This window comes from Acidimicrobiales bacterium (genome assembly GCA_033344915.1).
Classification (GTDB): domain Bacteria; phylum Actinomycetota; class Acidimicrobiia; order Acidimicrobiales; family Aldehydirespiratoraceae; genus JAJRXC01.
In genome coordinates, this window is record JAWPML010000001.1 from 2,908,321 (window position 1) to 2,921,765 (window position 13,445).

Consider the following 13,445-nt stretch of genomic DNA (forward strand, 5'->3'; position numbering starts at 1 on the left):
GCACCCGCGGCCGCAGGGCTCAGGGGTCGCGGGGCAGACCGAGCAGGCGTTCACCGATGACGTTGCGCTGCACCTCACTCGTTCCGCCGGCGATGGTGAGGCTTCGATTCCACAGGAAGCTGCTCACCCAGCCCGCGGCGATGCCCGATGCTGCCGCCGCGCTCGCGCCGAGGAGTTCGACGCCGGTCTCCTGCACGTCCTGGTCGTGGATGACGCCGAGCAACTTCACGATGCTGGCCTCCGGGCCGGCGTCCGCACCGGCGAGTGAGCGGATCGTCATGCGCGCCCGCAGCGCGCCGAGTGCGGCGTCTCGCGCCAGCAACCCACCCACCAGCTCGACATCGTGCGCCGAACTCCCGTCGTCGAGCAGATCCACCAGCGCCGACACGCCGGCCCCGATCGACGCGCCCGAGCCCATCGACACGCGCTCGTTCGCCAGCGTCGTTCGCCCCGCCCGCCAGCCGTCGTCCACGGCGCCGATGATGCAGTCGTCCGGCACGAAGACGTCGTCGAAGAAGACCTCGTTGAACCAGGCATCGCCGTTGATCTCGCGCAGCGGCCGCACGTCGATGCCGTCGCTGGCCATGTCGACGAAGAAGCACGTGATGCCGTCGTGGTTCGGCTTGTCAGGCGACGTCCGGGCGAGGCAGATCCCCCAGTCGGCGGTGTGCGCCATCGACGTCCAGACCTTCTGGCCCGTCAGGCGCCAGCCGTCGCCGTCACGGACCGCCCGCATCCGCAGCGACGCGAGATCCGATCCCGCTTCGGGCTCGGAGAACAGCTGGCACCACATGATCTCCTGGCGCAGCGACGGGCCAACCCAGCGTTCCTGCTGCTCGGCGGAACCGTGGGCGATCAGCGTCGGCAATGCCCACGCCGCGACCTGGAGGTGCGGGCGCCGAATTCGCAGGCGCGCGAATTCCTGGTCGATCACGACCTGCTCGACGGCCGACGCGCCCCGCCCCCAGGGCTCGGGCCAGTGGGGCACGAGATAGCCGTCGTCGGCGATGCGCCGGTTCCAGGTCTCCTTCGGTTCGGACGCGAGTGCGTCGAGCCACGCAGCCACGCCGGCCCGGATCTCGTCGGCCTCCGGCGGGAGTTCGAGCGGCAGGGACCGCACGACGCCGGACCGCACGAGCGTCACGACCTCCGCCTTGCGAACGGAGGCCGAGGGCAGCAGCGACCGGGTGGCGAGGGCTCGCCGCAGGGCGAGGTGGGCGTCGTGCTCCCACGTGAACCCGATACCGCCGAGCACCTGGATGCAGTCCTTCGCCACGCCGACGACGGCGTCGGGCACGACTGCGCCGACGCTCGCGATCGCGAGCCGCTGTTCGTCGGGCGGGCCGCCCCGAGCGGCGTCCCAGGTGACCGCCCGCGCGAGTTCGAGCGCGGCGAGCATGTCCGCACAGCGATGCTTCACTCCCTGGAACTGGCCGATCGGGCGGCCGAACTGCACGCGGTCGGCGGCGTAGGTGGCGGCCGTCTCCACGCACCAGGCCGCGAGTCCGACCGCCTCGCTGCACAGCAGCAACGTGGCGAGGTCGGCCACGCGGTGCGCGGCGATCGGCACCGCGACACCGGGTCCGGCGGGGCGCACCACGGACACGCCCCGCACGAGATCCACCCCGGTCGGCTCGTCGCACGCGAACTCGTCGGCCGTCCACAGCGCCCAGCCGGCGCCCGAGGGTCCGATCAACAGGTCGGCGTCCGCCGCGCCGAGCACCGTGGCGAACGCGTCCGCGCCGGTCCCCGCGAAGGCGACCGCCGCCGTCGCCCCTGCCGCGATCCGACCGATCCATTCCCCGGCGAGGGCGCGGTCGTCGGCCTCGGCCAGCACGGCGACGGCCAACGCGGTCGGCAGCAACGGACCGGGAACGCCGCCCCGCCCCGTCTCCTCCAGCACGACCGCCAGGTCCGCGAGATCGAAACCCTCGCCGCCGAATTCCTCCGGAGCATGGAGCGTCGGCCATCCCATCGCGACGATCTCGTCCCAGTGGGCGAACGCCGGAGCGTCGTCCAGACCGGCGCGTCGCCCGGCCTCGCCGACGACGTCGTCGATCCACCGGCGAACGGTTTCGCCGAGCGCCTCGTGGTCGGCGCCCACCCCGAGGCTCGATCCGATGCCACTCATGCCTGCACCGCCTCGAGCGCGGCGCGCTTCGCCCATCCGTAGTCGCCCTTGCCGGTCACCTTGCGCACGACCTCCTCGACCACGATCAGCTCCCGCGGCACCTTGTAGCCCGCGATCACGGTGCGGCAATGGTCGCCCAACTCCTGCACCGTGGGTGCCACCGCGCCTTCCTGCAGCGACACGACCGCGGCCACGCGGGACCCGAACCGATCGTCCGGCACACCGACCACGAGCGAGTCGAAGATCGCCGGATGGCCCTTCACCGCAGCCTCGACCTCCTCGGGGAAGACCTTCTCGCCGCCGGTGTTGATCACCATCGACCCCCGTCCGAACACGGAGATCGTGCCGTCCGCCTCGATCGTCGCGAGGTCGCCCGGCACGGAGTAGCGCACGCCGTCGATCGTCGGGAACGTCGCCGCCGCCTTCTCCTCGTCCTTCCAGTAGCCGAGCGGGATCCACCCCGAACGGGCCAGCCGACCCCGTTCACCGGACCCGGGCGTCAAGGGGCGCCCGTCGTCGCCGATCACCGTCGTCTGCTCGTCGGCCAGCAGCTGGAGTGGGCCGGTGCCGTCGGCCGACCGTTTGATCCGACCCTGGCCCCCGGTCTCCGAGGCGCCGAACCGATCGATCACCTTCGTGGCCGGCAGGTACTCCTCGAGCGCCGCCTTCACGGCAGGCGACAGGATGGCTCCGGAAGACGACACGAGCCGCAGCGCGGACAGGTCGTAGAGCTCGTGGTTGCGGCGCAGCTCGTCGGCCAACGGACGGGCCACGGCATCGCCGATGATCATCAGGAACTCGGCCCGCTCGTCCGTCGCGAGCCGCAACGCCGATCCGGCGTCGAGCGAGGCGTCGACGGTCAACAGGCAGGTGCCGCCCGTGAGCAGCGCGGTGAGCGCGATCCATTGGGCGCCGCCGTGGATCAACGGACAGAGGGGTAGGCGACGGGTGATGCCGGTCCCCTGGGTGACGAACGCGCCGATGTCGTCCGGCGACGCGAGCTTCGGTAGACCCTGGCGGGGCGCGCCCGTTCCCCCGAGGGCGCCGAAGAACACGTCTTCGTGACGCCAGACGACACCCTTCGGCATCCCCGTCGTCCCTCCCGTGTAGAGGAGGTAGCGATCGTCCGAGGAGCGGGGGCCGACATCAACGGGGGTGGCCGGCGCGCCGGCGAGGGTGTCCTCGTAGTCCTCGCCGATCGTGATGAGCGGTCGGTCACCGGCGGCCGCCGCGGCTTCGCCCCGGATCGCCGATTGGGTGAAGACGGCCGAGACCTCCGCGTCGTCGAACACGTACCGCAGCTCGTCGGTGGTGTAGCGGAAGTTCCCGTTGACGGGCACGGCCCGCAGCTTGAACACGCCGAGCGTGATCTCCATGAACTCCAGACAGTTCATGGCGTGGACGGCGACATGGTCGTGCGGGCCGACGCCGAGGTCCGCCAGCACGTGGGCGACCTGGTTCGCTCGGGCATCGAGCTCGGCGTAGGTGCACCGGCGGGTGGGCTCGTCCGCGCCGGCGGTGACCACGGCATCCTGATCGGGAAGCGCCTCGGCGGCGCCCTCGAACAGGTCGGCGAGGTTGAACGAGCGGCTCGGAACGCTGACCATGGCGTCATCCTCCCGCGCCGCACGGCGCCGGTGCGAAACCACCGGCCGCCCACCGGCTTTCCACCTCAGCGACTCTTTCCTACGCTCGCGGACATGTCCGAGCTCCCGTACCTCGCGTTCGACGCCGACAACCACTACTACGAGGCCGAGGACGCGTTCATCCGCCACATCGACCCGAAGATGAAGAAGCGGTGCATGCAGTGGGCCGAGATCGACGGCAAGAAGCGCTTCCTCGTCGGCGGTCGGGTCAACAAGTTCATCCCGAACCCCACATTCGATCCGATCGCGCGGCCGGGCAGCCTCGAGGACTACTTCCGCGGCAAGAACGTCGACGGCGGCATGGATCTCGGGAAGATGTTCGGCGAGCTCGACCCGATCGCCGAGCACCCCGGCTACCGCGATCGTGACGCCCGCCTCGAACTCATGGACAGCCAGGGGTTGGAGACGGTGCTGCTCTTCCCCACCAAGGGCGTCGGCATGCAGGAGGCGCTGAAGAAGGACATCCCCGCGCTGCACGCCGCGTTCACCGCGTTCAACTCCTGGCTCGACGAGGACTGGGGCTTCGACCGCGGTGACGGCCGTATCTACGCCGTGCCGTTCCTCACGCTCGCTGATCCGGAGCTCGCCGTCGCGGAGCTCGATCGCGTCCTCGCCATGGGGGCCCGCATGGTGTGCACGGTGCCCGGCCCGGTCCCGACGGAGCACGGCTATCAGTCGCCGGGCATGCCCGCGTACGACCCGATCTGGGCCCGCCTCGAGGAGGCCGGCGTGCCCTATGCGATCCACGCCGGGCTCTCGGGCACCGCGCAGTACGGGAAGATCTGGGAACCGCCCTCCGGCCAGTTCGAGGGTTTCCGCCACTCCCCGTTCCCGGTCGTCGCCTTCGCCGACCGGACGATCGCCGACACGTTCGCGGCGATGATCTGTCATGGCGTGCTCGACCGCTTCCCGAAGCTGCGGCTCGCCACGATCGAGAACGGCGCGATGTGGGTGCCGGACCTGCTCCGCAACCTCCAGGCGGGCTACGGCAAGATGCCCTTCGCCTTCGAACGTCACCCGGTCGAGGCGTTCACGGAGAACATCTGGGTCTCGCCGTTCTTCGAGGACGACATGGATCTCCTGAAGGAGGCGATCGGCATCGATCGGCTCCTGTTCGGCAGCGACTTCCCCCACGCCGAGGGTCTTCCCACGCCCACGGACTATGTGAAGGACATCGCCAACTTCACCGACGCGGAGACCCGCCAGGTGATGCGCGACAACGCCTACGACCTCATCGCCTCCTCGGCCCGCTGAGCCGTGTACCCCGGCGCCCACGATCCCGATCGCGCCGCGGTCGTGATGGCGGGCACCGGCGACACGGTCAGCTACGGCGACCTCGAGGCGCGTTCGATCCGGTTGGCCCGCGTCTGGCACGAAGCCGGGCTTCGACCCGGCGACCATGTCGCGATTCTGTTGGAGAACCATCCCCGCTACTTCGAAGTCGTGTGGGCGGCGCTGCGGTCCGGCCTCTACTACACCCCGGTGAACTGCCACCTCACCGCCGAGGAGGTCGCCTTCATCGTCGACGACTGCGGCGCCCGATCGCTGGTGACCTCCGCGGCGCTCGCCGACCGGGCGGCCCCGAGCGTCGAGGTCCCGCTCATGATGGACGGCGCGGCCGACGGCTGGCTCGCCTACGAGGCTGAACTCGACCGCCATCCCGCTCGGCCTCTCGACGACCAGCCCAACGGCCAGGGCATGTTCTACTCGTCGGGCACCACGGGACGACCGAAGGGCATCCTCTTCCCGCTGCCCGACCGCTCGGTGACGGACGACGATCCGATGGTGCTCAACGGTGGCCCGCTCGGCCTCGCCGACGGGTGTGTCTACCTCCTGCCCGCGCCGCTGTACCACGCGTCGCCCGTCGTCACGGGCGCCCTGTGTCATCGCTACGGCGGCACCGTGGTCGTCATGGAGCGGTTCGACGCGGAGGCGTGCCTCGACGCGATCGAGCGCTACCAGGTCGATGTCGCCCAGTTCGTGCCGACGATGTTCGTGCGCATGTTGAAGCTCCCCGACGACGTGCGGACGCGGGCGGACCTGTCGAGCCTCCGCCACGTGAGCCACGCCGCCGCGCCGTGCCCGGTGGAGGTGAAGCGGCAGATGATCGACTGGTGGGGGCCGATCATCGTCGAGTTCTACGCCGGGTCGGAGAACGTCGGGTCGACGATGATCACCTCGGAGGAATGGCTCGACCATCCCGGTTCGGTCGGGCTCCCCCGCTTCTGCACCACCCACATCTGCGACGACGACTTCGACGATCTGCCGACCGGCGAGATCGGCACCGTTTGGTTCGACACGCCCGGTGCGGCCATGGAGTACCACGGCGACCCCGAGAAGACCGCCGAGAGTCGGAGTCCGCAGGGTTGGTACACGATGGGCGACGTCGGCTACGTCGACGACGACGGCTACCTGTACCTGACGGATCGTGCGTCGTTCATGATCGTGTCGGGCGGGGTGAACATCTATCCGCAGGAAGCCGAGACCGTCCTGATCGCCCACGACGCGGTGCTCGATGTCGCCGTCATCGGGGTGCCCGACGACGACCTCGGCGAGGCGGCCAAGGCGGTCGTGCAACTCGTCGACCCGGCTGCCGCGAGCGACACGCTCGCTGCCGACCTGCTCGCCCACTGCGGCGACCATCTCGCCCGCTACAAGTGCCCGCGCTCGGTCGACTTCACCGACGAACTCCCCCGCCTCGACACCGGCAAGCTCTACAAACGTCTGCTCCGCGATCGGTACTGGGGCGACCGCACCTCGAGGATCGTCTGATGCAACGCCACCAGTTCTCGTTCGACATCGACGCCACCCCGGACGAGGTGTGGCAGGTGTTCCACGGCCCGAAGCCGAAGGTGATGGAGCACGGCGACGTGCGCATCGAGATCCTCCATCCGGGCACCGAGGGCGGCAACGGGCTGGTGCGTCACTGCCACTTCCGGGTGCCCCGCTACCTGCTCTCGGGCGGACGGGCGAAGAGCTGGGAATGGCTGACCGAGCTCGACCCGCCGCGTCGCTGGCGCTACGACGCCATCGGCAAGCCGCTCTGGTCCGAGGCGACCGGGGTGACCGAGTTGGAGGACATCGGCGACGGCCGCACCCGGGTGCACTTCACCGAGACGTACCACGTCTTCAACCCCGTCATGCGGGCGCTGCTCGAACGCCGCGTCCACCGCTTCATCTCCAGGGACAACGACCGGCTGATGAAGGCCGGGGTGGAGGCCGGGCTCCGCGCCCTGCGGCGCGGGCGTCAGTCCGGGTAGGCAGTGACTTCCAGGTGCCGACCATCGGGATCCTCGAAGCGCACGGTCAGCGCAACACCCGCCGTGTCGCTGATCTCGCCGAACAACGAGATGTGATCGATCGGGGCGCCGTCGCGGATGAGGTTGCCCGGCAGCGACCGCAATGGCGCCTCGACCACCGGCCCCGAACCGGCACTCACGACCTGCACGAAGGACCCGTTCGGCATGAACAGCAGGACGCTTCGCTCGTCGCCGACAAGAGGCTCTCGGCCACGACGACTCCCGACCGGCACCGGCGGCACCCGTCCGCACGCTAGTCCCGCGTCGGCGACCAGTCCTCTCTCCCCGCGGGGTCGGAAGCGCCCGGACATTCGTCTCACGTACTGCGACATGCGACATGCGACAAGCGACAACCGACAAGCGACAAACGGTTTTGTCGCATGTCGCAGTACGTGAGACGAAAGCGCGAACGGATCTCCGCCGAGGACTGCTCGTGGCGCGTCGGTCCGCGTCGGTTCGGTTCGGTCAGCCGGCGAGCGCCGGCTGCACCCGGTCGATCAGGAGGCCGGCCTGCTCCTCCACCATGTCCTCGGGCATGCCGCCGATCGACGCCCAGAGGTAGAGATGCTCGACCGGCGCATCGGCCGCGATCGAACGGATGCGTTCGACGGCGGCCTCCGGCGTCAACACGGACAGCGCGCCGATCACACCCGACCCCCGACCCTCGCGCACTTCGTCCTCGGTGAGCATCCGGGGCGAGCGGCCGGATCCCTTCGCGGCGTTCTGGCGGTAGCTGTTGAGCTGATGGGTGCGGTGGGGCACGAGCCGCTCGAAGAAGCGTTCCGGATCCTCGGCCACCAGGAAGTCGACAACGCCGCCCATCCGACCCACCGACGGGTCGTGCCCGGCGGCCACGAGCGCATCGCGATAGATCGGCCAGCTGGCCGGGTTCCACGTGAGCAACCCGACCCCGAGTCGACCGGCTCGGCGTGCCCCGACCGGACCGAGATAGCCGGCCCAGATCGGAAGCGGGTCCTGGACCGGCCCGGGGGTGCAACCACCGTCGGCGTGGATACGACCCACTTCGGCCAGCGCGTGATCGGTGTCGTGGTAGCGCTGCGCGAGGTCGGCCCCGAACGCCTCGAACTCCGGGGCGACATAGCCGGCGCCGAGGCCGAGCTCGACCCGACCGCCGCTGATCACGTCGGCCAGCGCGGCCTGCTCGGCGATCACCATCGGGTGCATCAGCGGAGCGACGACCACCCCGGTGCCGAGCCGGCATCGTGACGTGCGTGCCGCGATCGCCGAGAGCATCGGGAGGGGCTGGGGGAGATAGCCGTCCTCCACGAAGTGGTGCTCGGTGACCCAGATCGATCCGATGCCGCGACGGTCGACGTCCTCCATCAGGTCGAGATGCCAGCCGTAGTACGCGGCGGGATCGCGATGCCACGGTTCCGGATTGCGGAAGTCGAAGTAGAGGCCGATGGTTGGGCTCATGGGAGTAGCCACTCCTGATAGTCGGCGGCGATTCGGGCGAGCTCGTCGTCATCGAGCGCGAACGTGGCGTAGGCGACGAAGGGCGACCGCCACCGCATCTCGAGGAAGTTCGCCGTACCGGCGATCGGGAGCAGGAACGACTCGACCGAATGACCGTTCCAGCCGGCGGTCCCGAACTCCGACGCCGGGGCGCCGGTGGTCACCGCGCAGGCGAGCGTCTTCCCCCTGAGGGCGAGCCCGGTCCCGTCGGCGCCCATCGGGTCATAGGCCCAGCCGAGCGTGAGAACGTCGTCCTGCCAGGCCTTCAGGAGCGGCGGCGTGCTGTACCAGTGGAGCGGGAACTGGAAGACGATCGAGTCGTGCGCCTCGACGGCCTGCTGCTCGGCCTCGACATCGATCCGACCCTCCGGGTATGCGGCATGGAGATCGTGGACCGTGACCTCGGCGAGATCGTGGGCCGCCGCCGCGAGCATCGCGTTGGCGCGCGAGTTGGGCAGATCAGGATGCGCGAGCAGCACCAGGGTGGACACGGCCTAGCCCTGATCGAGCAGCGACGGGTCGGCCCGCAGCTCGACGCGCACGGCGGCCTCCCAGAAGCCGATGAAGCCGTCGCCCTCGCTCTTCGCGAACGCGGCTGCCGGCGCGGCCCCGAGCCGTGACCGGAGCGGGCCCTCGCTGATCGCCCGGGCGTGCCAGGCTCGCTCGGCGCGCTGTTCGAGGGCGACACAGCGTTGGTGCGCGGCGCGGACGCTGACGCCGGTGACGAAAACCCCGTGGGCGGCGAGCAGCGCCATGTCGGCGTCACCCATCAGCCGCACCGCGGCCGCCGCCGCGCTGGAGTCGTTGGCCGCTCCGTCGTACTCGTCGACCGCGACGAGCGAGCCACCGCCGAGCGCCGACGACTGATCGAGCACCGGCGGCACCTCGGCGAGGTCGGCCCACACCGTGGCGTAGAGGGGGTGGCTGTGGACCGCCACCTGCACCTCGGGCCGGACCCGGTGCATCTCCAGGTGCAGCGGGATGCCCAGCGGCACCGGCCAGTCCTGGCCGTCGAGGCTCGGCTCGACGACAGTGCCGTCGAGGTCGATGGCGATCACGTGCTCCGGCCGGAGCTCCTCCCACGTGAGCAGCCAGGGGTTGCACCAGAGCGTTCCGTCACCCCGGTTGACCGTGATGTGGCCGGCCAGATGATCGTTGTACCCCTCACGCCACAGGGCCCGCGCCAGCAGCGCGAGCTCCTGGCGCGGCGTGAGTGTCGGGACCAGACGATCCGGTGTGGGCGTGAACGGCATGCGCCTGATCATGGCCCACTCGCTCCGCCGGGGCCACGTTTCGCACGGAGAGGAACGAACGCACGATCAGCACCGCTCCCACCAGCGTCTGCACCGCGATCACGCCGTACATCGCGCCGTAGCGCACCAGGCCCTCCGCCGGCTCGAGCTGCCAGGCCAGGGCGTAGACGGCGCCGGCGGCGACGGGCATGGCGACGAGCGGAACCAGCGCGACCGGCGCGACCCGTCCGGTGAGTTCCGCCAGGATGCTGCGGTCGCCGCCGACCGCATGGCGCCGCAGGCCCCAGCGCTGCAGGGCGACGCCGCCCACGAACATCGGCGCCGCCCAGGGGATCGCCACGGTCCAGCCGATCACCGCGGCGCCGACGACGGCCATCCAGAGCAGGACCATCGGCCGACCGGGACGGAACTGGGGGAGCCAGATCCGGCCGAGGAGCCAGTGCGCCGCGGCCAGGATCGCGGTGAACGTCAGGGCGTAGATCGCGAAGTCGAGCGGTCCGAGGATCTCGAGCGGTCCGCCGGCGTCGGCGATCAGGCCCGGATCCTCCACGTTCTCCGGAAGCCACATCGTCGTCGACCAGACGCCCCAGAACGCGCCGAGCCCGACCGCGACAGCCCACAGCGCGCCGGTCCGCCGGGCGAGCAGCAGGCGACGGATGCCGAAGACCATCACCGCGAGTCCGAGCACGCCGTGCCAGAACGCGAACCAGACCGGGAAGAACGGAATCGGACCGCCGGCGTAGACGACGGGCGTGACGACCCCCTCCACGAAGTAGCCCAGGAGCGGCGCGACGAGGACGAGACCCCACAGCCCACGGACGTGGTAGCGGTCGATGAACCACAGGCAGCCGGCGACGGCCGGCGCGTACACCATCGCGACGACCAGATGATCCAGCGGGTTCGTCGCCCAGTACCAGAACATCCGCTCCGAGCTGACCCCGACCACCGCCGCCATCACGAGAACGAACAGGAGGCGATGAAGACCCGCACGCAGCTGCATGCCTTCTCTATCGAGCGCTACCCCGCAACCGGTTCACGGGCCGTGAACGTGATCGGCAGCGAGCGCCATCCGGTCACGTTGCTGGAGTGGAACCGGACCTTGGCGTCGTGGTCCACCGCGAAGTCCGGGATCCGTCGGAGGATCTCCTCCACGGCGACCTTCCCCTCCATGCGGGCCAGCGCCGCGCCGAGACAGAAGTGGGCGCCGTAGCCGAAGGCGAGATGGCGCTCGGCCTTGCGGTGGATGTCGAACTCCTCGGCCGTGGGTCCGAACTCACGCTCGTCGTGGTTCGCCGCGCCGATCAGGAGCAGGACCGAGTCGCCGGCCCGCATCTGCCGGCCGTGCATCTCGTGGTCCCGGGTGAGGGTCCGGTGCATGTACTGGGTGGAGTTGTGGAACCGCAGCACCTCCTCGATCACGTCCGGCACGAGGGCGGGATCGGCCGTCACCTCCGCTCGCTGCTCGGGGTGTCGCGACAGGATCTCGAGCACGTTGGCGACCATCTTCGTGGTCGTCTCGTGACCGGCGATGATGAAGAGGACGCAGAAGCCGAGCAGTTCCTCGTCGGTCAGGCTCCGCCCGTCGACCTCGAACCCGACCAGGTCGTTGAGCAGGCCGCTCCCCTCCCCCGCCTTGCGCCTGGGGAGATCCTCCATGAAGTAGCCGACGAGGCCGAGCATCCCCTCCGCCGCGGCGGGCGGGATCTCGAGCACCCCGTCGTTGCGGATCATGATCTTGTCGCTGTCGCGGCGAAGCCCCTCGCGGAACTCCTCGGGCACGCCGAGGACCGCCGAGATCACATCCATCGGGTACGGGCTCGTGAGGTCCTCGACCACCTCTGCCCGGCCGGTCTCGACGACCCGGTCGAGATAGCGGGTGAAGATCGTGCGGATCTCGTCCTCCATCCGGGCGACGGTGCGGATGGTGAAGACGCGGCTCACCAGCTTGCGCAGCACGGTGTGATCCGGTGGATCGAGTTCGATGAACTGGTCGAACCCGGTCGACTGGCCGATCGGCCGCCGGTTCTCCAGCGCGATACCGCCCGCCGACGAGTAGAGCTCGGTGTCCCGAAAGGCCTCCTGCACATCGGCGAACCGGCTCAGCGCCCAGAAGCGGAGCTCGTCGTTGCGATAGCACGGCGCCTCGTCGCGCAGCCGCCGGTAGGTCACGTAGGGATCGTCGTGGTGGGAGAACCCGAACGGGTTGAAGACGAGATCGCTCACGGCGTGACCGTAGCGAAGCGGGGTTGCCGGTTCGATTCCGGACGGCTCAGCGAGACGCCTCCGCGATCGACGCGATCGTGTCGGCGACCCGCTCGATGTCGCGCTCGGCGAGAGTGCCGACGCTCAGCCGCACGTGGCCGGCGGTCGACGCGCCTACCCGGAACGGCGCTCCCGGCGAGACGCCGATGCTGTGGGCGGCCAACGCCACGACCGCACGATGTTCGTCCTCGACCGGGATCCACATGTTGAGACCGACGCCCGGATCGACCTCGATCCCGTGCTCCGCCAGGCACGCCCGCAAACGGTCACGGCGCCGCTGGTAGGTCCGCGCCGCGTCGGCGACCAACCGGTCGGTCGCCGGGTCGACCAGCATCGTGAGCAGGATCTGCTGGATGAGGCGGCTGGTCCACGACGGACCCAGTTGGCGCCGTCGCACGATGTTGCCGACCAACTCACCGGCACCACCGAGGGCGGCGATGCGCAGGTCGGGCCCGTGCGACTTCGAGAAGCTGTGGATGTGGACGGTCTGGGCGGGGATGACGGTGCCCACGCTCTCCACCGCCACGCCGGCTGCACCGCCGGAATGGTCGTCCTCGACCACGACACAGCGCGTGCCCCGCACGAGCCCGGCAATGGCCCGGGCTCGATCGCGTGAGGTGTGGATGCCCGTGGGGTTGTGGGTCCGCGGCTGCGTGAACAGGGCGACGGGGTCGGCCCGCAGGGCGTCCTCGAGCACGGACACCATCGGCCCCTCGTGGTCGAGCGGTACGCCGATGACCTCGGCGCCCACCGCGTCGAGCATGTCGAGCAGGGGCGGAAACGTCGGATCCTCCACCACGACGACATCGCCGAGCCGCACGAGTTCGACGACCACCCGGTCGAGGGCATCGAGCGCTCCGTCGACGACCGTGAGCGATTCGGGGACGAAGGGCCAGCGCCGCCGCAACTCGATCTCGAGATCCTCGAGCAGGGGTGGATCGACGTAGGAGGTCACCGCGACGTCGGCGTGGAGGCGTTGCAGGACCGGGCCGAGCGGCGGCAGCAGCGCTTGGTCGGGGGTACCCGCGCTCAGGTCGAGCTCGATCGTGCCCGGCTCGACCGGGACCTGCCAGTGCCGGCCGATGCCGGAGCGGCGCCCCCGCACGGTGGTGCCCCGCCGCCGGTCGGTCCGGATCGCGCCATGGTTCCGCAGGATCCGCCACGCTTCGGAGACGGTGTTCGGACTGACGTCCAGGCGGGCGGCGAGGGCCCGCACCGTGGGGAGCCGGTCCCCCTCGACGAGGACGTCGTCGTTGATCAGCGACCCGATCGCGCGGGCCAGCCCGTCGGCGGAGGTCTCCTCCACCCGGGCGGCGATCCGATCAAGCATGGACGTTTTGTATAGGACAAAGATGCCCTTGTACACCCTCCATCCAGT

12 protein-coding genes are annotated in these 13,445 nt (G+C 70.1%); 3 read left to right on the forward strand and 9 right to left on the reverse strand.

What is annotated here, in order from left to right:
• Positions 1-19: 19 nt before the first annotated feature.
• On the reverse strand, positions 20-2,131 hold the full coding sequence (locus R8F63_13940) for an acyl-CoA dehydrogenase (protein MDW3219710.1): 2,112 nt from the start codon (positions 2,129-2,131) through the stop codon (positions 20-22).
• On the reverse strand, positions 2,128-3,738 hold the full coding sequence (locus R8F63_13945; GenBank protein MDW3219711.1) for an AMP-binding protein: 1,611 nt from the start codon (positions 3,736-3,738) through the stop codon (positions 2,128-2,130). Before R8F63_13945 ends, R8F63_13940 begins: the two co-directional genes overlap by 4 nt.
• Before the next feature lie 93 nt (positions 3,739-3,831).
• Between R8F63_13945 and R8F63_13950 the strand changes: the two genes are divergently transcribed.
• Genes R8F63_13950 through R8F63_13960 form a run of 3 tightly spaced genes read left to right on the forward strand, consistent with a single transcriptional unit; the run spans position 3,832 to position 7,037 of the window.
• Positions 3,832-5,031, forward strand: coding sequence for an amidohydrolase family protein (locus R8F63_13950; protein MDW3219712.1), 1,200 nt, complete (start codon positions 3,832-3,834; stop codon positions 5,029-5,031).
• 3 nt (positions 5,032-5,034) lie between these two features.
• The gene (locus R8F63_13955) at positions 5,035-6,549 is read left to right on the forward strand and encodes an acyl-CoA synthetase (GenBank protein ID MDW3219713.1); all 1,515 of its coding nucleotides are present in this window, start codon (positions 5,035-5,037) and stop codon (positions 6,547-6,549) included.
• Positions 6,549-7,037: an SRPBCC family protein gene (locus tag R8F63_13960; protein MDW3219714.1), complete on the forward strand. Its 489-nt coding sequence runs from the start codon at positions 6,549-6,551 to the stop codon at positions 7,035-7,037. Before R8F63_13955 ends, R8F63_13960 begins: the two co-directional genes overlap by 1 nt.
• Here R8F63_13960 and R8F63_13965 read toward each other — a convergent pair.
• From R8F63_13965 to R8F63_13995, 7 genes are all read right to left on the reverse strand, one after another.
• Positions 7,025-7,318 carry a hypothetical protein gene (locus R8F63_13965; protein MDW3219715.1) on the reverse strand — a complete coding sequence of 98 codons (294 nt, stop codon included), beginning with the start codon at positions 7,316-7,318 and terminating at the stop codon, positions 7,025-7,027. The genes R8F63_13960 and R8F63_13965 overlap by 13 nt on opposite strands.
• Before the next feature lie 223 nt (positions 7,319-7,541).
• Positions 7,542-8,513 (reverse strand): LLM class flavin-dependent oxidoreductase, encoded by a 972-nt coding sequence (locus R8F63_13970; protein MDW3219716.1) that lies wholly within the window; start codon positions 8,511-8,513, stop codon positions 7,542-7,544.
• A complete protein-coding gene (locus R8F63_13975; protein ID MDW3219717.1) occupies positions 8,510-9,043 on the reverse strand; it encodes an NAD(P)H-dependent oxidoreductase in 534 nt (177 codons plus the stop codon). Before R8F63_13975 ends, R8F63_13970 begins: the two co-directional genes overlap by 4 nt.
• A gap of 3 nt (positions 9,044-9,046) precedes the next feature.
• Positions 9,047-9,805, reverse strand: a complete 759-nt coding sequence (locus tag R8F63_13980) for a class II aldolase/adducin family protein (protein MDW3219718.1) — start codon at positions 9,803-9,805, stop codon at positions 9,047-9,049.
• On the reverse strand, positions 9,717-10,805 hold the full coding sequence (locus R8F63_13985) for a hypothetical protein (protein ID MDW3219719.1): 1,089 nt from the start codon (positions 10,803-10,805) through the stop codon (positions 9,717-9,719). The genes R8F63_13980 and R8F63_13985 overlap by 89 nt, the downstream gene beginning before the upstream one ends.
• A gap of 17 nt (positions 10,806-10,822) precedes the next feature.
• Positions 10,823-12,028, reverse strand: a complete 1,206-nt coding sequence (locus R8F63_13990; GenBank protein MDW3219720.1) for a cytochrome P450 — start codon at positions 12,026-12,028, stop codon at positions 10,823-10,825.
• A 46-nt stretch (positions 12,029-12,074) separates the two neighbouring features.
• Positions 12,075-13,397, reverse strand: a complete 1,323-nt coding sequence (locus R8F63_13995; protein MDW3219721.1) for a PLP-dependent aminotransferase family protein — start codon at positions 13,395-13,397, stop codon at positions 12,075-12,077.
• Between the last annotated feature and the right edge of the window lie 48 nt (positions 13,398-13,445).

Bases quoted from the DNA above. Each gene is read 5' to 3' on its own strand.
- R8F63_13940 (MDW3219710.1), bottom strand. From the start codon at position 2,131: ATGAGTGGCATCGGATCGAGCCTCGGGGTGGGCGCCGACCACGAGGCG.
- R8F63_13945 (MDW3219711.1), bottom strand. From the start codon at position 3,738: ATGGTCAGCGTTCCGAGCCGCTCGTTCAACCTCGCCGACCTGTTCGAG.
- R8F63_13950 (MDW3219712.1), top strand. From the start codon at position 3,832: ATGTCCGAGCTCCCGTACCTCGCGTTCGACGCCGACAACCACTACTAC.
- R8F63_13960 (MDW3219714.1), top strand. From the start codon at position 6,549: ATGCAACGCCACCAGTTCTCGTTCGACATCGACGCCACCCCGGACGAG.
- R8F63_13970 (MDW3219716.1), bottom strand. From the start codon at position 8,513: ATGAGCCCAACCATCGGCCTCTACTTCGACTTCCGCAATCCGGAACCG.
- R8F63_13980 (MDW3219718.1), bottom strand. From the start codon at position 9,805: ATGCCGTTCACGCCCACACCGGATCGTCTGGTCCCGACACTCACGCCG.
- R8F63_13985 (MDW3219719.1), bottom strand. From the start codon at position 10,805: ATGCAGCTGCGTGCGGGTCTTCATCGCCTCCTGTTCGTTCTCGTGATG.
- R8F63_13995 (MDW3219721.1), bottom strand. From the start codon at position 13,397: ATGCTTGATCGGATCGCCGCCCGGGTGGAGGAGACCTCCGCCGACGGG.